At 57.6% G+C, this 20,432-nt stretch carries 13 protein-coding genes; 2 read left to right on the forward strand and 11 right to left on the reverse strand.

From position 1 onward, the window contains the following. Positions 1–181: 181 nt before the first annotated feature. Positions 182–784 (reverse strand): hypothetical protein, encoded by a 603-nt coding sequence (locus H9S92_RS06460; protein WP_187465894.1) that lies wholly within the window; start codon positions 782–784, stop codon positions 182–184. A gap of 213 nt (positions 785–997) precedes the next feature. On the opposite strand from H9S92_RS06460, the gene H9S92_RS06465 reads away from it, so the two are divergent. Beyond that, positions 998–3,577, forward strand: a complete 2,580-nt coding sequence (locus tag H9S92_RS06465) for a penicillin acylase family protein (RefSeq protein ID WP_187465895.1) — start codon at positions 998–1,000, stop codon at positions 3,575–3,577. A gap of 32 nt (positions 3,578–3,609) precedes the next feature. Then, positions 3,610–4,041, forward strand: a complete 432-nt coding sequence (locus tag H9S92_RS06470) for a HEAT repeat domain-containing protein (protein ID WP_187465896.1) — start codon at positions 3,610–3,612, stop codon at positions 4,039–4,041. A 66-nt stretch (positions 4,042–4,107) separates the two neighbouring features. Here the strand turns inward: H9S92_RS06470 and gcvT are convergent, their stop codons facing one another. From gcvT to H9S92_RS06520, 10 genes are all read right to left on the reverse strand, one after another. Continuing rightward, on the reverse strand, positions 4,108–5,217 hold the full coding sequence (gcvT, locus tag H9S92_RS06475; protein WP_187465897.1) for a glycine cleavage system aminomethyltransferase GcvT: 1,110 nt from the start codon (positions 5,215–5,217) through the stop codon (positions 4,108–4,110). Positions 5,218–5,326: 109 nt separating this feature from the next. After that, positions 5,327–6,322 carry a sensor histidine kinase gene (locus H9S92_RS06480; RefSeq protein WP_187465898.1) on the reverse strand — a complete coding sequence of 332 codons (996 nt, stop codon included), beginning with the start codon at positions 6,320–6,322 and terminating at the stop codon, positions 5,327–5,329. Positions 6,323–6,475: 153 nt separating this feature from the next. Beyond that, a complete protein-coding gene (locus tag H9S92_RS06485) occupies positions 6,476–7,480 on the reverse strand; it encodes a hypothetical protein (protein WP_320055156.1) in 1,005 nt (334 codons plus the stop codon). A gap of 138 nt (positions 7,481–7,618) precedes the next feature. Continuing rightward, entirely contained in the window at positions 7,619–8,308 is a 690-nt protein-coding gene (locus tag H9S92_RS06490; protein WP_187465900.1) for a hypothetical protein, read from the reverse strand. A gap of 283 nt (positions 8,309–8,591) precedes the next feature. Continuing rightward, on the reverse strand, positions 8,592–13,973 hold the full coding sequence (locus H9S92_RS06495) for a proprotein convertase P-domain-containing protein (RefSeq protein WP_187465901.1): 5,382 nt from the start codon (positions 13,971–13,973) through the stop codon (positions 8,592–8,594). A 329-nt stretch (positions 13,974–14,302) separates the two neighbouring features. Continuing rightward, positions 14,303–15,694, reverse strand: a complete 1,392-nt coding sequence (locus H9S92_RS06500) for a tetratricopeptide repeat protein (protein WP_187465902.1) — start codon at positions 15,692–15,694, stop codon at positions 14,303–14,305. Positions 15,695–15,700: 6 nt separating this feature from the next. Then, on the reverse strand, positions 15,701–17,044 hold the full coding sequence (locus H9S92_RS06505) for a hypothetical protein (protein WP_187465903.1): 1,344 nt from the start codon (positions 17,042–17,044) through the stop codon (positions 15,701–15,703). A gap of 16 nt (positions 17,045–17,060) precedes the next feature. Further along, positions 17,061–17,840 (reverse strand): type III pantothenate kinase, encoded by a 780-nt coding sequence (locus tag H9S92_RS06510; protein WP_187465904.1) that lies wholly within the window; start codon positions 17,838–17,840, stop codon positions 17,061–17,063. 68 nt (positions 17,841–17,908) lie between these two features. Further along, positions 17,909–19,435, reverse strand: a complete 1,527-nt coding sequence (purH, locus tag H9S92_RS06515; protein ID WP_187465905.1) for a bifunctional phosphoribosylaminoimidazolecarboxamide formyltransferase/IMP cyclohydrolase — start codon at positions 19,433–19,435, stop codon at positions 17,909–17,911. A gap of 83 nt (positions 19,436–19,518) precedes the next feature. After that, positions 19,519–20,427, reverse strand: coding sequence for a hypothetical protein (locus tag H9S92_RS06520; protein ID WP_187465906.1), 909 nt, complete (start codon positions 20,425–20,427; stop codon positions 19,519–19,521). Positions 20,428–20,432 lie beyond the last annotated feature (5 nt).

A 20,432-nucleotide genomic window follows, 5' to 3' on the forward strand; every position in this document is an offset into this window, starting at 1 on the left:
GCTGAGGTAAACCGGATTGTTGCCAAAATGAGGGCGCAAAGATACAACGCAGTAATATTCTGCGCAGGGATGACGGCGCCTGTGGGAGTTAAACCGTCAAGGCCTCCCCTCTATTGTGTTGGGATTCTTAATTTTTTCAAGCCGGAGCCGCTTTCGGCCGGGCTGCCACTGTGGCGCCGGATCAGTTTCCGGCGGACTTCCGGCGGTTGATCTCGTCTTGCAGTTCGCGCCGCAATTTTTGCTCTACCTCGAGGCGCTGTTTCTTGCTTTTGTCTAGCTCATCGCTCAGTTTTACGTTGTGGCTGCGGGCTTCCTGACTGCTGGCCACGGCCAGGCGCATCCGCGCCAGCGCAAACAGGGCCACTACCAGAAGCAGGATAATGGCCGTCCACATGATGACACTGTACGTTGCCTTAGGTACCCCCACCCCAAGTAGGTTCATGTTGTCCTGTTCATCGGCCAGGATGCGGATCTTTTCTTCCCGCTCGGTGATGTTGTTGGATTGTTCCAGAATCAGGCGCTCGTTGTCCGCAATCTCCTGTTTCAGCGCAGCAATCGTATCGGTGTAGCCGGAGAGCGAGTCCTGCACGTTGTTGATAAAGGCAGCCAGGTAGGCCTCCCGGATGACCCGGAAATCCTGGTAACGGTTGGAACCCTTCACCATATTCTGAAACTGAATCGTCAGAGAGGAAGAATCGGCACGGGCGGGGTTACCCACTTGAGCAAAAGCCAAGGGGGAGCAGCAAAACAGCAAAAAGCAGGAGAAAATAAGGGATCGCAACATCAGTCGTTGAGGTTTTGGGGCAAGTATACGGCGGTAAAGATAGCCCTACCCGACACGGAAGCACAGAATTTTAACGTTATCCTTCCCACCTTTGGCTATTCCCACAGCCGACGCGGCACTTGTTGCGGAAGCCGTGCCGCAGAAGTGGGCCCTAGCGCGTATTTTCGCTCGTCGCCACCGCCGCCGTCCGTTTTGTCTTCCCAATCCCGCGCTATGAAGTATTACCAACTCCTCCTTGCTTCCTTCCTTCTGGGAGCCTGGCTTTTGATCGGCAGCTACCCCGGGCTTGGGGGCTTACCCGTGCCGGCACTGGGGGAATTTTTCAACCCTGCCACCGGTTTCTGGCGCAATACGCAGCCCGCCCTTTCCCTCCGCCGTGGGCAACGCAGCATCGCCAGCGCACACCCGCTGGCCGCTGGCGACATCTTCTTTGACGACCGCGGCGTCCCCCACATTTTCGCCCCAACCCTGGAGAACGCCTGCTTCCTCCAAGGCTACAGCCACGCCGCCGACCGCCTCTGGCAGATGGATATTTCCACCCGTGCAACCGAAGGCACCCTGAGCGAGGTCCTCGGCCAGCGCACCCTGGAGCGCGACCGCGACCAAGTCCGCCGTGGTTTCCGCTCCGCCGCCCAGCGGGAAATTGATACCATGCGCGTCCATTTCCCCGACGATTACCGCTACCTGGAAGCCTACGCCGCAGGTATCAATGCCTGGATCGATCAACTCCAACCCAGGGATTACCCCGTAGAGTACAAACTTCTCGGCCACCAGCCGCTGCACTGGAGCCCCTACCGTACCGCCCTGCTGATGAAGGGCATGTCCCAATCCCTGAGCGGCTACAACGTCGATGCCAAAACCGTAAAAACCCGCGAGCGCCTGGGGGCGGAACGCTACGCAGAGCTGTTCCCCGAGCGCTTCCCCGGCGCCAGCCCGATCGTCCCCGACGCCAGCGGAGCGAGACCCTCGGCCGTTCCCACACTGCCCGTGCTGCCCATTCCTGAGGTTGGCGATGCCAGCGCCCCCGGCCCCACACTTCCGCAGCGGGACTTTGCTGGCCAGCCTTCCCCCGCACCTGCGGCCGCGCCCACTACTACCAGCCGCTCCGCCTACCACGCAGGCTCCCCCCAACTGAATACGCTGACCGACCCACACGCGGTGCCCGAGGCCCTGCCCTACACCCTTCTCCCCCCTCACCCAAGCAACGGCTCCAACAACTGGGCGGTGAGCAGCGAGCATTCCAACACGGGCTACCCCCTGCTGGCCAGCGACCCCCACCTTAACCTTACCCTGCCCAGCATCTGGTGTGAAGTCCAGATTCACCTGCCCGGCGTAAACGCCCGCGGCGTCGGCCTCCCCGGTGCCCCCGGCATCATGATTGGCTTCAACGACCACGTCGCCTACGGCGAAACCAACGTTGGCCACGACGTGACCGACTGGTTCAAGATCACCTGGACGGACTCTTCCCGCACCCACTATCTGCTGGACGGGGCACCGACTCCCGCCACGCTCGTCCGCGATACGCTGCGGGTGAAGGGGCAGGCCGCTGAGGTCATCGTCACCCCCTACACCATTTTCGGGCCGGTGCCTTATACGGAAGGCCCCTACGCCGACCACGCCATGCGCTACCTGGCCCAGGACGCGCCCGGGGCGGGGCAGCGCCCCCACACCATCGTGGGAACCTTTCTGGGCCTGATGCGGGCCACCAACTACGGCGACTACGAGCAGGCGCTGCGGGGTTACGTAGACCCCGCCCAGAATTTCCTCTTCGCCGCCAAGGATGGTGACATTGCCATCCGCCCCAATGGCTTTTTCCCTCTGCGCGGAACGGGCAACGGCACCACCCCCGCTGCCGGAGACACCCGGGCCAACAACTGGCGGGGCTATATCCCCTTCGAGGAGCGCCCCGTACACCGCAACCCCACCCGCGGCTTCGTCTCTTCGGCCAATCAGGTGACTACCGGCCCCTACTACCCTTACCCCTACACGGGAAATTTTGATGAATACCGTGGCCGTTACATCAACCGAAGACTCAGCGACGAGCCCATCTTCAACCAGCGCACGATGAAGGAACTGCAACTGAGCAGCTACTCCCTGCTGGCCGAAGAACTTACCCCCATCCTCATCGCCCGCATCAACCGCAAATCCCTCACCCCCGAAGGCCAGGCCCTGCTGCGCGTCATCTCCGAATGGGACTACCACTACGAAGGCAATAGCCGCGCCCCTACGCTGTTCGAGGCCTGGCGTACCAAAGTATACGACCTGACTTTCGACGAGATCCCCCAGGATTCCGGCTACGTCACCCCCGAACTCTGGAAATGGAATGCTTTGCTTCGTACCCAGCCCGATCATCCCATCTTCGACGTTCAGGCCAGCGACAATTTCGTCGAAACCGGCGCAACCCTCACCCAGCGGGCCTTCGATGAAATTCTGGAATCCCTGGGCGGCGAACTGCCCGCCACCTGGGCTGAAACCCGCGCTTCCTACGTACGTCACCTCGGGGCCATTCCCGGCTTCGGTTCCGGCCTCATCACCACCGGCGGCGGCCGCCACAGCCCCCGCGCCCTCAACGGCGGCAACGGTGCCAGCTGGCGAATGGTCGTGGAGCTCGGCCCCCGCCCCCGCGCCTGGGGAGCCCTGCCAGGAGGAGCCTCCGGCGACCCCGCCAGCATCTACTACGACTTCGAACTAGACAACTGGGAACACGGTCGCTACCACGAACTCGTACGCTGGGAAGACGTCACCGACGCCAAAAACAAAGCAAACGGACACTGGGCGTTCGGGGGGGATTAGCGCAGGATATTCATAGCAAAAATCCAAAACCAATGAATTGGCTCACAAAAATTATCGTCTACCTGAAGTGGAAGAAAGTTGATGTAGCCACTATCAATCGTTGGATCGAGGAAGGAAACGTGGAATTGCTATCCTTCACTTTAGACCACGGATTTTATAAGGAAAGAATCGGAGCCATCCGGGCGCTTACTAAGCTGAGGGCTAAAGCGTTACTCCCCAAACTCCTGACGGTCGCTAAGAAGGACATTGAAGTCGTGGCCAAAGAAGCCATAGAAGCGATCAAAATAATTGATAGCTCATCCGCCTTTCAGGATCAACTCAACGCCCTAGAAAAATACTGGGCCATAAGAAACAGTCCGTCCTCTAGCGACCCATCAAAACGGAAAGTGGAATGGCTGAACAAGAAAGAGAAGATGAAAATGTTGGAACGGGTGCGCGAACAGCTGAAAACAAGGATGCGGTAGCTAGAACCTTCTCCCAAAGCGTTGGCAAATAGGTCTTGCCGGCCCAACTTTCTCTCAACCTTTCCGCTACAGGAACGGGATCTTCACCACCGTCGCCTCAGCAAATTTGCGGCCCAGGTCAATCTGAATGCGCGTTCCGGGCTGGTGAAAGCCACTTTTGACGTAGCCCAGGCCGATGGGCAGATCGAGGGTCGGGGAATGGGTTCCGCTGGTCACTTCACCAATCACGTTACCGTCTTCGTCCGTCAGCGGGTGGCCTTGCCGGGGCGCCCGCCGTCCATCGACTGTGAAGCCGACCAGTCGCCGCGCTAAGCCCGCTTCCTTTTGGGCCAGCAGGTGGTCGCGGCCGAGAAAGTCGCCCGCCGCCAGTTTAGTAATCCAACCCAGCCCGGCCTCCAGCGGCGTCGTTTCGTCGTTGATGTCGTTGCCGTACAGGCAAAATCCCTTTTCCAGGCGCAGTGTATCGCGGGCTCCCAGCCCACAGGGCAAAATTCCGGCGTCCTGACCGGCGGCCATGATCGCATTCCACACCGCCTCAGCGTCTTTGGCGTCAAAATACAGCTCAAAGCCCCCCGCTCCCGTGTAGCCCGTAGCGGAAAGAATGACGTTATCGAGCCCCGCAAAATCCCCCCGCACGAAGTGGTAGTACGGAATATCGGCCAGCTTTTGCGTGGTTAGTTTTTGCAGCACGTCCGTTGCCTTAGGTCCCTGCACGGCCAAAAGTGCGGTGGTGGACGAGATGTCGATCATTTCCGCCCCGAAGCGGTTGTGGGCGCTTATCCAATCCCAGTCTTTACGGATGTTTCCCGCGTTCACCACCAGCAGGTAGGATGGGTGGCCATCGCCCGCGCCCATGGCCGGGTTGGCGGGCAGGCGGTACACGAGGAGGTCATCGACGATCCCGCCGGCCGGCCGGGGCAGGCAGCTGTACTGGGCTTGTCCCTCCGCCAGGCGGTCCACGTCGTTGCTCGTCACGTACTGCACCAGGTCGCGCGCGCCAGGCCCCCGGACGATGAATTCGCCCATGTGCGACACGTCAAACATGCCCACGCCATTGCGCACCGCCGCGTGCTCCTCCTTCAGGCCAGAGTAGGTCAGCGGCATTTCAAAGCCGGCAAAATCAACGAGTTTGGCACCCAGGGCGCGGTGGGTTTCGGTCAGGGGGGTAGTCTGCATGGTATATTTTTGGGCGGTTTTTGCTTGGGCGCTTACGCAGGTGCAAAGAAAAGACTTTAAGCGCGAAGTTGGTCAGAAGGGACGCTCCTCCGGCCACCCACTTAGGTCCTTACTTGGTGGGGAGGTAGATCCGGAAGCGGGTGCCCTTAGGCAAATTGTCCAGCAACTCCAGTTGTCCGCCGTGCTTAGTCACCAGTTCCTTAACGATGAAGAGACCGAGGCCCGTCCCCTTCGTCGTGCGGGTATCTTCGTTGCCCACCCGGTAAAACTTGGTAAACACCCGCTTTTTTTCCCGGTCGGGGATGCCCATGCCGTTGTCGGCTACCTCCCATACCAGTTCCTTGCTGCCGCCGCGTTGGAGAGAGGTATGGATTACGGGCTCAGGCTGACTGTACTTGGCCGCATTTTCGAGCAGATTGACCGCTACGCTGGTGAGACCCAGGCGATCCCCCACCACCAGCCCGACGTCCGGCTCAATGTCCACGTGGATGTTCGCATTCTTGTACTTCATCGCTACCTGGTCTACGGCGTCCTGGATGAGTCCGCCCAGATCAATGTCTTCAGCGTTGATCTGGTAGTAAACGTTCTCCAGTTTGGCACTTAAGAGTAGGTCATTGACGAGGGCGGTTAGCCGGTCGGTCTCCGCCAGCGCATTGGTGCTCAGCTTTTGCTGGATTTCCGGCTGGAGCTCCCGCCGCTTCTGGAAGGTTTCCAAAATCAGGCGTATGCCCGAGAGCGGAGATTTGAGTTCGTGCGTGATGCTCAACAGGAAGTTCCGTTGCTGTTCGGCAGCACTGATCTCTTTGTTCAAGTTGCGGTAAAGCAAAAACAAGCCCCCGGCCAAGCTGAACACCAGCAACAGGGCTTCCCCCATGATCATGAGTTGCTGCCGCTTAAAGTCTGCGGTGAGCTGGGCGTACTGCTCCGTCTCCCGGAAGTCCGCCGGCGCGTTGATTTGCCGTTGGACCGCCAACCGGTAGGCCAGTTCATTGACCTGCGCCACGTGGGCTTCCTTCGTTTTACGCAACAGCAGTACCGACCACCAGGCGAAGGCCAGCAGCATGTAGGCAATGATGGCGTAACTGATCAGGGGCAGACGGCGCATGGGGCAAAGGTACGTTTAGGCCCCACCTGAGACGGCTGGGGAACTTTTCTGCACTTCCGTTTTCCAGCCCGGGCCCCCCCTTCGTGAGGAGGGTTTACCTACACCGGATGACGAGGCACACGGAACTACCAACCGCACGCTGCGTTGGTACGCTTACTCGAAGAAGGAGTCGTACTGGTTCTTGCTGCCCGTCTGCCGGGCCCGTTCGGGCACGGGAGCATCCAGGTCCAGCACATCCGAGTCATTCTCGGCTTGCAGGAGCAGCTGAGATTTCTCTTCGCCCAACAGCAAGCTGGTGGATTCTTTCTCCCACTGCTCAAGCATCTGCATGCCTTCTTCTTCGAAGACGCCGTTTTGCAGGTCTACGGAGTCCATAAAGTTGGCCGACATTTCCATGAAGCGCTCCATTTCTCCCACCTTGCTCGCCACGTCCTCCGTGATGTTCTCCATGGCCATATCGAACATAGCGCGCTGGTCTGGATCTCCGTTGATGACGGACATGGCCGACTTCATCGCGCCGTGGCTGGCGTGGATGGCTTTACGCTCCTGCTCTTTGACCTTGACCTGATCGTCAATGTCTTCGGCCAGGATCTGGCTGTTCTCGTACATTTTGGTAAGCACCCGGTAGAGGACTTCCATTTTCTTGTACAAGGTCTCCAGGCGGATGTTACTGTCCTTCAAGCGGCCGGCACGGCGGCTCTTCAGAATCATTACGTTGCGCTTGTCGGTCTCCTTGGCTTTGCCCGCCAGCTGGAGGTTGCTCTTGATCTCCCGTTCGTTGTTCACGATCAGTTCTTTGAGCTTATGCATCTGGGCCCGCAGTTGAGAAATCTGCTTGTTCATCTTGCGGAGGTTGTTGTGCAACTCCTCCACGTAGGTCTTCAGAATCCCAATGGGGTCAATCTGAACAAACATCCCAGTGATGCTGCGCATCACGCTTTTATACATATAAAAGATGAGGTTGCGCATCTTGGGATCCAGCACCATGTACACCAGAACACCCAGCACGGCAATCACCCCCGCCATGTAGAGCGTATTGGCCAGGATGGTTCCCCAGGGCAACGCGGCGGCCAGGAAGCCAACCGCTCCCAGGATGGCCACGAGAAAGAGGAGGCCGGTGATGCCTTCCGGTCTTTGCCAGAAGGACTTTTGTTTCATTTGTGGTGCTTCCATAATTTTTTTCGCTTGCAGTATTTACATGGCGGCGGTCAAAGATAATCAACGCGCCGTTCCCTTTCAAAATGTCTGGCGGGTCCAGAAGTTTTTCGCCCTCGACCAGTGCGAGGAAAACTTCGACTATTTGAGGTATTCCTGCATCTTTTCGATGTCTTTTTTAATTCCTCCGGCAATCAGCGTGTAGGTGTACTCAAAGTCGGCCTTGGTTTTGGCCAGCTTATCTGCGTTGGCCAGGATGGCGTCTTGCAACTCCTTCTGCTCAGCTTCCACTTTCTGAATTTGCTCCTGCAAAGCTTTGATCTGGGCCTGGTGCTGCTGGATGGTGGCTCCCAACGATTTGAGGCGAGTCTCCTTGTCCTGGATCTGTTGCGATTCCTGTCCCTTCAGTGCCTGACCAAACTTGGCTTCTTCTTTGCCCAGAGCACCCAAATAATGCTGGGCGGAAGCGACCAGATCCTGCGAAGTCACCCCCATACTTTGGGCTGCGGCGTACGCGGTACGGTAGAGTACATCATCGTTGAAGTTCATCTTCTTCAGGTTCTGTAGCGATTTTTTGTACTCCAGGTAATCGAAGCCGGGCAGGTTCACGCCCTCCATGGCCTCCATCAAGACTTGCACAAACCGATCGTTTACCGCTCCGGCAGTGGTGCCTTCCCCCTGCTTTCCCTGCTCCACGCGGATGGCTTCCGCGTTTTTCTTTACCCCCGCAGGCAACTTGGGGGAAGGACCTGGTTTGGCGAGATCGGGGGCGGCAGGCTGGTTAGCACCTTCTTCCTCGATGATGAAGTAAGATTTAAGATTCTTCCACATAGTTTATCGCGGCATTACTCCGGCGGGCCAAATTAATAAAGTTTAAGTCAGATCAGACGTTTTTCCCCGCAGTCCAGGTCAGATTAGCGCGCACGAGGGGAGAAAATTAAATTCTCCTTCCGAACGGGGCGGGCAGCAAAGCGCTGGGTTCAGCCCTGGCACGTGTCAGTACGCAAGCTACAACAATTTGGCGGCCCACAAAAAACGAAAGCGGCCCCGCCGGATTTCTCCGACGGGGCCGCCTTGCATTACCCCGGAGGGTAGACTGAAGGATCAGCTATGCTTAGCGCACAACAACCATCTTCTTGGTAGCGGAGAAGTTCTCAGCCGTCAGCGTGTAGCTGAGTACACCGCTAGCGGCACCCAGTTCGTTCACGTTGAGGGTGATGACGTTGCGGCCAGCAGCACCTTCCAGTTCGCGTACCATAACCGTGCGGCCCTGTACATCCTGAACGCTCAGGGTGACTTTGCCAGCAGCAGCCAGGGTGTAACCGATGGTGGTTACTTCGGCGACGGGGTTAGGAGCGTTCTGCTCGAGGCTGTTTACCAGCTCAGCAGCAGCAACACCAGAGAAGTTCAGCGTCAGGGCACCACCGGCACCGTTCAGGCTTACACCTTCACGAACCGTCATGGCATCCGTCAGGCTTACCAGGTTGCTGAGCGTGCCAGCTTCGGTAGCCAGTACTTCCAGAGAAAGGACAGCGTCACCACGGAGGGCTACAGCGATCATACCGTCACCAGCGCGGTTCAGGTTGATGGCACCTTCGCCTTCGTAGCTGGCAGCAACCAGTTCCAGACCAGCGGCCAGTTCGATCGTACCCTGGAAGCCAGCGAGATCAGCACCGCTGATTACGATGGTGTGGGTCTGACCAGCTTCCAACTTAGCGTCAGCAGCGTTGATGGCAGCAGTAGAACGGCCGTCACCTACTACATCACCGTATGCGAAGGCTACGAAGTCAGCGTCGAGGATGTTGCCAGCCAGGTCGTTAACGTTGTATACACCGGGGAAGGTAGAAGCGTAAGGGTTGCTTACGTTGACATCAGCGGGTACGAAGCCCCAGCTTTCGCCGGTAGCGAAGTTGGCGTCGAGGCCCAGGATTACGCGCTGGATAGCAACGAGGTCAAGTACGTTCAGGCTGCGGTTCTGGTCAGCGTCAGCAGCGAGGTAGTCGTAGGGAGAGTCGAAGTCCTCAGAACCCAGGATCACTTTCGCGATCTTGACGATGTCAGAGGTCTTAACTTCCTGTACGTTTACACCTACGCGGTAGTCAGGCTGTACGGTGTAGTCACCACCTGCAGCGAGGTTGGTGAAGCTGAACTGGCCAGCAGCGTTGGTGAGAACCGTCTGGTCCATGTCGTTAGAACCAGTGATGGTTACTTCAACATTTTCCATGGCACGGTTGGTACGGGTAGCGATGGCACCGGTCAGGTTAGGACCGCCGTCACCACAAACACCTTCCTGGAAGGCCTGAACCTGTACGATTACGGAACAGTAGTCAGCACTGCCGTTGTCAGCAATAGCGTAGACGCGGACGGGTACGTCCTGGTTTACTACGTCGCAGTCCAGGTCGATGCCCAGGCGGCCAGCTACGGGAGCGAAACCAGCAACACCAGCTTCTTCTTCCGTGTAGATGCTGTACTTGTCGATCAGGTTACCGAAGCAATCGAATACATCGCTGGCGATGAAGTCCGTAGCCCAGATGGCAGCCATACCACCGCCTTGGCCGTTAGGCATCAGCGTTACGGTCAGCGTTTGGATACAGATGGGGGTAGGAGCTTTGTCGGGAGTTACACAGAACTCGAGGATCTCCACGTCGAAGTTGCCACAACCGTCAGCCGCACGGATGCGGATAGCGTGCTCGCCTACGGGTACGTTCGTAGCGCGGATAGAGTAGCTACCGTCGCCGTTGTTGGTCAGCGTGATGCCTACACCAAGTGCAGCAGCGTTGTCAGGACGGAAACCTTGGGCTACGTCGTAGTTAGCGTCCAGTTGCAGCGTGATGGCTACATCAGAGCACTCGTCTACTGCCGTGAAGGTCAGCGTCAGGTCAGCCGTGCAAGTTACGCTCGTACCACCGAAGCATTCTTCGGGCTCGTCCGCCTCGATGACCGGAGCCACCTCGTCGTAGATTTTTACGAACTGGATGTAGCGGAAAGCACCGCGGCTGTCGTCAGTAGCGTAAACGTCGGTGTCGTTGTTGTCAGCACCGTTGTCGTCATCGGTACCGTCGTTGTCGTTGCCGTCGTCAAGCGTACGGTCGAACTGAGGAGCGGTTGGGTTGTAAACGCGGTCGGTGAAGCGGCTCAGGAACGCGAAGTCGTCGTTCAGGGTCGTCGTTACACGGGGGATCACGTTCAGGTAGAGCAGTTGCGTCTCGGGGTTGCGGATGCCGTCGCCGTCCCGTGGGATCAGGTAGGGCTGGCCCAGCGTGTTGTACTCACACCAGTTAACAACGTCGTAAGTGATGCGCAGCTTGAAGCACTCTTCACCGGCGGCAATGGTGCGCAGCGTGTCGATGTGGCTGGTGATCGTGATCAGGTCACAGGCCAGTTCTTCGGCTACGATACCGTCGTAGTCAGGAACAGTGGCACAGATGCCCTCTTCGTCCGTTGGGAAGGTGATCCGGTAGTCGTGGATACCGTAAACGGTGATCCGCTGCTGGCAAACCTGTACGTTGGTCAGGCCCTGGCCGTCGGTGGCACGGAAGGTACGCGTGAAGCTACCTACGCCACAGCTGTTGACGCTGCCAGTGATCGTTTCCGTGATTTCAACTTCACAGTTGTCAACACCAGCGGCAGCACCGAACACGGCGTTGCGCTCTTCGATGGTCGTTTCGGTGATGTCAGCAGGCAGTGATGCATTGTACTCGATGCAGCTCAGGGTTACGGGGCTGGGGGGAATACATACGGGTGCGTTCTTGTCCTCAACCAGTACGTCCAACCAGCAGAAGTTTACGTTACCGGCGGCGTCCTCTACGCGAAGACCTACGCGTACCGTGCCGAGGTCAGCACAGGTCAGGATCAGTTCCTGGTCGTATACTTCGAGGGCGATGTTGGCAGCGTTAACGCGGGCGATAGACAGGGTTACACCGGAGCAGTCGTCGTAAGAACCGTTGTCGATGTTAGCAGGGGTCAGTACGGCGAAGCCAGTAGAAAGGCCGGTCGTAGAAGAAGAACCGGAAGAGATACCGATGTTCAGGCCGTCTTCGCAGATCGCAACGGGAGCGGTGCGGTCTTCAACGGTGAAGATGTAGTCAGAGAAACCGGTGTTGCCACACTGGTCAGTGTAGGTGTAGCGCAGCAGGTGCGTACCTACGGGGATGGCGCTGGTGATTTCGGGGGTAGCGTTGTTGGGGTTAACCACGAAAGAGCCGATCGGCGTAGCGTTCAGGTTGGCACCGGGGTAGATGTTGGCCGTGATCGTTACGTTAGTGCCAGAGCAGTTGTCTACCGCGCGGACACCAGCGGCGTCGAGGCGGATGAAAGCTGCACATACGTTGCCAGCGTTGGTAGAGTATACCAGGTCTTCGTCAGCGATGCCGTCGAAGTTACGGTCCTGCGTTGGGCCAGTGAATACTGGAGCAGTCGTGTCACCCACTTTCACCACCTGGGTGAAGGTACGAACTACGCTAGGCTCACACCAGTCGATGACGGTGTAGGTACGTACGAACTTGTAAGTGAAGGGGCAAGTAACGATGGGGTCACCGTCAGCGTAAGTAACACCAATGTTGCAGATGGCTTCGCCAGAGCGGAGACCGAAGATGCGGCCGTCGATGTTCAGTACGGGGAAGTCACCACGGAAAGTGGGGGTCATTACCCGGGGAGCGGGGTAGTTGGCACGGGTTGGGTTGGCAGTACCACACTGCTCGTAGTATACTACGTCTTCGATGGCAGAACCGTCCAGGTTATCCAGGGTAGGACGACGGAAGATGATCTGGTAAGAAGAAGTGGTAGGAGCGTTGCCTTCACCAGCGGCGGGCTGGCAAGAAGCGCTGCGGATTTCCGTAGCCGTGAAGGTACGGGTCAGGACTACGTCCTCACACAGGGGATCCTGAGCATCGTAGGTAAGTACGTCGTTAACACAAACGCGGAGTTCCTGAGAACAAGCGTCGGTGAACAGGGGAACGAGGGGGGTAAGACCACCAGCCAGCAGGCGGGCCCGCAGCTGGGGAGCCATCGTAGATACACCGTTTACCACAACGGTAGCACCGTTGCTGGCAAAAACACGGTAACACTTGCTTACGGAAGTAGGCAGCGTGGTCAGGGTGTTGTTGTCGATGTCAACGCAAAGCAGGTTGACGTCTTCGATTTCCTGAGCAACGGCGGGAGAAGTCTTATCCTCGGCGTTAACGGTACCCCAAGTGGTAACGAAGTTGCCAACGCGGTAGCCATCCAGCTGAGCGGGGAAGAATACGAAGTCGGTGATAGAGATTTCTGAGTCTGGGTCGCTGTTAGCGGGGGTAGACTGCTCGTCATCACCATCCAGCAGGATGGTCAGTACGTTACCTGGGGCAACGGGGAGCTCGGTGAAACGGGCAGAGAAAGGCGTAGCACCGTTGGGGTCACCGTTGACGGGGTCAGAGAAAGAAGGCTCGAAGATCAGGGTACCTTCAAAGTCAACGATGATGACGTCGAGGAAAGCACCAGCTTCTTCGCGCTGTCCTTCAATCATGAAGCTAACGAAACCATCTTCGGGGAAAGTGATTTCCACCAGTGCGTCGTCAACGGGAGTGAAGGCAACGGGGTTGTCAACGGCAACGTTAGAAATGATGCTGATCTCTTCGGTAGAAGTAGTAAGTTGAACTTCCTCACCGACCTCAATGCTGACGTTGGGACCGCCGATGGCGAAATCTTCCGTAAAGCCGAAGGTAGGAGCCTCAAAAGTGCTGTTGTTAACGGTTACGCGGTACTGGAAGGTACCACACTCATCAACGATAGGACCGTTAGAGGGGTCGCTGTCCATTACTACAACGTCAAAAGCGCTGGATGGAACGGAGAAACCGTTGTCATCAGCGTCAAAGTCACCAGTCAGTACCATTTCGGGGATTACCAGACCACCGCACTCGTCGTTCAGCGTCAGGTTGATCGTCCGGATACCGGCCAGGTTTACTTCTTCCGTAGGAACGAATACAGCAGAGTTGAATGGCGTGAACACCAGTGAGCTGGAGAGCATCGTGCCAGAGTCACCGCCAGCGGTGTCGTAGATGCGCATACGCCAGGTACCGTTGATGTTGGAACCACCGAAAGCAGCGTTGAGGTAGCCACTTTCCGCGCGGAAAGAGGTGTTGGCGAAAGGACCAACTGCACCTTCAATGCTGTTAGCAGCGCCGTCAGTGAAAACGATGTTACGGAGGTTATCCGTAGAACCGCCTTCGCCCCGCATGATTTGCAGGGTCTTGCCATCAGGAGAGGTGAGGTCAATGTACAAATCGCTTACCCAGGTGTGGTTAAGGTCGATGTTCAGAGACTGGAGCGTACGGGATTGGCCGATAACACCGGAAGCGGTAACGTTAAAGGTAATAACCGTAGGGGTGAAAGGAGCGCCACCGGTTCCCGTCGGGGGGATGGCTGAACCTGCGCCGGAACCAGCGAAGGTTTGGGCTGCCAGCGCAAAACTGCCAAGGCAGCAGATCGCCAACATAAGCAATTGTCTTGCTTGCTTCATAAGATTACGATTTAAAAGATGAAAATGAAGGTCGCCTTAAGAGGCATAATTATGGTTATTCGTCTTCTACCACCGGATACCGGGGTAGATGTAGGTCTCTTTTACCGCGTAAAGCTACTAAGAGATTCTATTTGAGCAAAGCTCCGGGTCAACTTTATGAAAATTTCCTCTCCGGAAGGGCGATTTTAACACTCCTGGCTCCTTGTTGGTCGCCCAGCACCTGCGGCCGCGCCCGTTTATTAGAGACGGCACACCGGGTTACTAAAAAGACGGGAGGCCCGCCCTTACTAGTGGACGAGCCTCCCGAGCCGCTGCTTGGCGCGGTAAAATTAGAAGCGGAGCACGACGGTTTCCCCGATGCCGCAACCTACTTCGATGCGGTCGCCTTCGTTGTGTCCCCGGCTGAAGGACTCACTACGGATGGGCATGGAACCGCTGTAGTTGCTGATGCGCTTGTTGGCGTCGTCAGCCACTTCGGCGTCGATGCTTTTGGCCTGGCGGTACTTATCGATGGCAGCCAGTACGGCGAGGCGCTGCTGGTAAGAGTCTCCACAGCTGCTGCCCAGGCGGGCGTAGATGTCGCCGATCAGCATATAAGGCTTGCCCCAGTTGGGGTTGAGGGATGCGGCCTTGTTAGCGTTCTGGCGCGCCACGCCGTACTGCCGGAGTTTGCCAGACTGGATGGAGGCCATCTGGTAGTAGTACTGCGATTTTTTCTCGTTGTCTTCGGCCGAGTCGATGGCTTCCTGGTAGCGGCGTACGGCACCGTCGAAGTCTTCTTCTTCCACCAACAGACTCGCGTCGTAGGCAGGGTTCAGGCGACGTCGCTCGGCCTCGTATTCGGCGGCTTTGACGGCGTACACCGCGTCGTACTGGGCCTGAACTTTCACCACGGCTTCGTCGGTCTCGGGGCAGCCCTGGGCCTTGAGTTTGGCCACAATGAATTTCAGCACCTCGAGGTCTTCCTTGTTTTCCTCAAACTTGGGCATGAGGGTTTCTTTGAAGTAGGCACAGTCAAAGATCTGGTCTTCGTACTCCAGTACGCTGGCCTCCAGGTTGGCACGCGCATCCTTATAGTATTGTGCGTACGTGCCGTTCTTCTCGATGTTGTGATCGGCAATAGCGATTCCTTTCTCGTAAAGGTCGCGCACGCGGGCATTGTCGATTTGTTCCGTCTTAAAGTAGTAGTTCAGCAACTGACCCAGTGGGGGCAGTACGATGTACTCCGTAGCGTTTCCGCCGGCGGCCATGGCCTGCTCCAGCGTCTTGAGCGCGTCCATGCTGTAACCGGTCAGGTAGAACTGGTCGTAGCCCTTGCGGCCCAACAGGTAAGCTTTGGCATCGGGGTAGCACTTCAGCTCTTCGTCGTAGAAGGCGAGGAGCTTGGCGTAGTGCTCGGCCTTTACCGCTTCATCGGTGGCTTTGGCGGCCAGGGCGCGGTAAAACATCCGTCCGTCGCGGTAGTGGAAAGGGCGCTGCCCGTCGGCCGCCGGAGCGATGTCGTAGGCGATCTTCCAGTTTTTAAACGCGGTCTCGAACTCTTCGGCGGGCATTTCCGTGAAGTCCGTATAGTTCTTAACAAAGTTGCGGTACGCCACGTGGGCATTCTCGGCTTCTTCCTTCTTCGGGGAATTTACCCAGTTGTCGCACTGGGCAGGAAGCGTTGCTGCGGCGACGCAAAAGACCAGCACCAGGGCAATGGAGCGAATGATGGTTTGCATGTTGGTTTAATTGAGTTTACGTTTGAAGAACCACGAGTTGTCGTTGAGGGAAAAACCCGCGGTGAATTGAACATAGTTTTCGTCAAGGATATCCGGAACCCCAAACTTACCAATTTCTACGGCAAGATCAAGGAAAGAAACCTGTTGGCGGGGTAAACGGAGCGGAAACCCGGCTCCCAGCGTCACGGCATTGCGCCGTGCCTGTACCCCATCTACCAGCCGTCCATCCCCTTCCAGGCGCAGTCCGGCCCGGTAACGGACCCTTTTCCAGGCCTGGTTGTAGGATCCCGCGTCGGGGATGTATTGCAGGCCAAAAGCAAAGCGGTTGGCGTCGGCCAACACATCCGGCTGGGCGTCATTGCGGTAATTGCCAAAAAGACGGCGGCCGTATTCCACCCCAACGAAGAGGCGGTTGATGTCCTCAAAGGCAATACCCGCTGAATAGGAGGCGGGCAAACTGAGGGTGCCGCGCTGCCCCGCTTCCGAGCGCAGGGTATCGGAGACAAAGAGTTGACCATTGGGGCTGAAACGGCGGAACAGAAAGCTGGACTCCGTGCGGATGTCGCGACCAATCTGACCGTTGAGCCCGAAGATGACCCGCTTGCCGGTGGGTATTTTTTCCCCTTCCTCGTTGGGTTTGGTGAAGTTGTGAACGTACTGCAATCCGTAGCCTACGTTGAAGCCATTAATGGAGTACTCTTCCAGAAATTCCGTCGCCAGGGACTCCGTAATATCGTCAAAAGACACGATGCGGCTGTTCGTGATTTTTCCGAAGTTGTAATTCGCATTTAATCCCAGCGAAAGGGCGCGGTAGCGGAAAGCCGTAGACCAGGTAAAGCGGTAGGCCCCACCATTACCCTTCAAAATGTTGGAGGTAGCACCAAAGTCGGGGTCCGTATCCCCCACCAGCAGGTCGTAGCCTACCTGCGTGGTTGGGGCCAGGGAAAAGGCCATCCCGGCGTTCCAGGTGTTCTGGATCCGGTCGAGGCTGAGGTTGATGGGGTTGCGCAAGGGGAAGCCGAGGGCGAGGTAATTGAGGTTGCCCTGCCAGGTATTGGCCGTAGTGGTGCGGTCGCTCAAAGCAGCATTACGGGCGTAAATGCCCACCTCAAAACTGGTCGTTTGCAAACTGGCGAGGCTGGCGGGGTTCTGGATGTTCAGGTGCCAGGGGTTTTGGTAGGTGGTTTCCAGCGCACCCATGCCGGCTGCGGCGGCGTGGATTTGATCGAGGGGATTGCCGAGGCCAAAGCGGCTCAGTGGACTGTTCAACTTCGGCTGAATGTCAACGAAGTCTGAGGCCAGGTTTTGGGCCTTCAGGGCAGCTCCCACTCCGAGTAGCAGCAGGAACAACGCGAGCAGACTTGGTTTACAATTCGTTTTCAACATAATAAGACAGTATTTGATGGAGGCCGAACAAGACCAGGTTGGGGTGAAGGGAACAGGGAATGGATAATTGGCCGGCCAGCCATTCGGCGTCGCCTCCGGTGAGCAGGAGTTCGAGCCCGGGGAAGTCTTCCACCAGGCGGTGAAACATTCCTTCCGTCTCGTACACCAGTCCCATTTGCCCACCGTGCTGCAGTGCTTCTACCGTACTGCGCCCTACGGCATCCGGGAGTTCCGGAGCGGATTCCACCAGGGGCAGGCGCGCCGTGAACTCGTGCATTGCCCGCAGGCGCATGCGCAGGCCCGGGCCGATGTTACCGCCCAGGTGGACGCCGGCGGCAGTGACCAGATCATAAGTCACGCAGGTGCCCGCGTCGACAATCAGTTTGGGCGCGGCCGCAGGTGCGGTGGAAGGTGAAAGAGCCAGGCTTCCCGCCACCACCGCAATACGATCCTGGCCCAGTGTTGAGCGCGTAGCGTATTCCGTTGCGAAGGGCAGAGGCAGCGCCGGACTGAGTGCCAAAACGAGACAATCGTCTTTTTCCCATTTATCTATCCACTGGGATGGAGGCACGTTTGCCACCGTGGAATAGATGATTTTTTTCACCCCATGGTTGGTTACCATCCGGTCGGCCACCTCCCACTCAGTGTGGGTAAAGCGTTGGACCGGCCCGATCATGGCCTCGCCCCGGAACACGGCCGCTTTCGCTCCGGAATTTCCGATGTCAATGGCGAGGTGGCTGAACATGGTCTTGGTAGCCATCAATTAGAGTCGCAGGTAAGACGCTAAGCCGGGGGCCAGCGGTTCTTAAGCACGCGTTAAAATTTGGATTAATGTTTAAAATGCCGAACGCCCGTGGTGACCATGGCCATCCCGCGGGCATTACATGCGGCGATGGAGTCTTCGTCCCGAATGGAGCCTCCTGGCTGTACAACTGCCGTTACGCCCGCCTCGTGGGCCAGCTCAATACAGTCGCTGAATGGGAAAAAGGCATCGGAAGCCATCACGGAGCCCGCCGTGGCGAACCCAAAGGCTTTGGCCTTTACAATGGCCTGCTTGAGGGCGTCCACCCGGCTGGTTTGCCCGCAGCCCATGGCAATCATCTGGTTGTCTTTGACCAGTGCGATGGTGTTCGACTTGAGGTGCTTGGCACACTTGTTGGCAAAGACCAGGTCGGCCACCTCTTCGGCCGTCGGGCTGCGCTCCGTAACGGTGGTGAAGTCCGCAGGCGTTTCCGTACTGAAGTCCGTATCCTGGGCCACGTAACCATTTAATAAGGTCTTCACGCTCCTGCTCTGCTGGGTGAGGTGGTGGTACTGCAACAATACCCTACCCTTCTTTTTGCTGAGCAGTTCCAGTGCCGAATCGGTAAAATCGGGTGCCAGGAGTACTTCGTAAAAGAGTTTATCAATTTCCTGGGCCGTGCTGAGCTCTACCTGGCGATTGGTAATCAAAATTCCTCCGAAGGCAGAGACGGTATCGGCAGCAAGCGCAGCTTTCCACGCTTCCAACTGCGTGGGCCGTACCGCTACACCACAGGCATTGGTGTGCTTAAGGATGACAAAGGCGGGTTTGCCGTCCTTAAACTCTCCCATAATGCCCACCGCTGCGTCAATGTCTACCAGGTTATTGTAGCTCAGCTCTTTGCCATTCAGTTTGGTGAACATACCCTCGAGCCGACCGTAGAAAGAGGCTTTCTGGTGAGGGTTTTCCCCGTAGCGCAGTTCCGTAGCCCGGGTTTCGCTGAGTTTGAGTGCGTCCATGCCCCCGTCTTCGTTAAAGTAGCTGAAAATCGCCGTGTCGTAGTGGCTGCTGACGGCAAAGGCGCGCCTTGCCAGATCCCGTCGGTCCTCCAGGGTGGTAACCCCGTCGTTGGTGTCAAGGATTTTCTGGAGCGTGGCGTAGTCGTCGCGGCTGGGGACGATGACGACGTCGCGGTAGTTTTTCGCGGCGGCGCGGATCAGGGCAATCCCTCCGATGTCGATTTTTTCAATGATCAGTTCCTCTTCCTCCGTATTGGCCACCGTCTCTTCAAAGGGGTAGAGATCCACGATAACGAGGTCGATTTCGGGAATCTCGTACTGGTTGAGCTGGCCGAGGTGGTCGGGCTCCCGGCGGGCCAGGATGCCGCCGTGGACTTTGGGGTGCAGCGTTTTTACACGACCGTCCAGAATAGAAGGGTAACCCGTAAGTTCTTCGACGGGGATCACCTCAATGCCCCGCTCGCGGATGAAGGTTTCGGTGCCTCCCGTACTGTAAAGGGTTGCCCCCAAACGGTGTAGCGCGTCAATGATGGGTCCTAGGCCATCCTTGTGGTACACGGACACTATTGCCGATTTGATTTTCCTCTCGGTCATGCTTGCCTGGGGTTTTGCGGGCACAAAGATAGACATTGACACTTTCCCGGCGGTAGTTGATTGTTGGGAAGCATTGCTCACGCTCAGGCAACGCCCAGCACCCAACCTTCGTGGTCGAGTACCGACTGTCTTTCGTTTTCGCAAAGGTCAGTGGGTCCCGCCAGCCAGTGCGCCAGGGTTTGGGCGGCTTGCTGCCCCCGCAACCAGGCCAGGTAAGTAAGCACCTGCTCCCGGTCGGCAATCTCATCCCTGCGGGGGCGGGGCAACAAACTGGGGTAAATCTCCGCGTGTAAAACTAAGCCTCCCCGCTCCGGAAGGTGGCGGGTAAAAGCCGTAGTAAACGGCCACACCTGGCTCACCGCCCGCAGGTCCGCATCAGTAAAAGCCAGGTCCAGAAGCCGGCGAATACCCAGCAAACTTTGCCCTCCTACACTACCGGCGTAGGCCAGCTTCCAGGGCGCTTGCATGCCCGGGCTGCGCCGTTCTACGCGCCGACGTTCAGGCAGGGCAATGCCGCCGGAAACCTGAACGGGGTACTCGAAATCTTTTTTCATTTTCAGAAAAGCACTGGCGCTGGCGGCGGGAGTTCCCCAGAATGGACCCGCCGCGGCCCCAATCCGGCGGTTGAGTGCGGCCCCCACGGCAAAGCGGTTGTTTTGGTTGTCAGGCCCATCCTCTACCCTGGCGGCAATCTCCCGCCACACGGCCAACCACGCCGGCGTGTCAACGAGGCCGAGGGCGGAGGCCAGACCTTCGGGGTACCCAAAGGCAAAATCCCAACCCACCAGTATTCTTTGGCCTTCCCCAACGAGTACCCGCAGACGGCCCGCCAAATAATCCGTCGTAGCGGCCCGGGTTGGGAAGTAGTGTAGCTGGACAGCCCCCGTTGCGGCCCCTTCGGCGAGCCATATGGCGTTGGCCGTTGGCCGGGCCGGACTGGGCACCGCTCGTGCACTCCAATCAATAACCACAAAATAATCGAAGGGAGCCAAGCAAG

It is taken from the genome of Neolewinella lacunae (assembly GCF_014349155.1).
Classification (GTDB): Bacteria; Bacteroidota; Bacteroidia; order Chitinophagales; family Saprospiraceae; genus Neolewinella; species Neolewinella lacunae.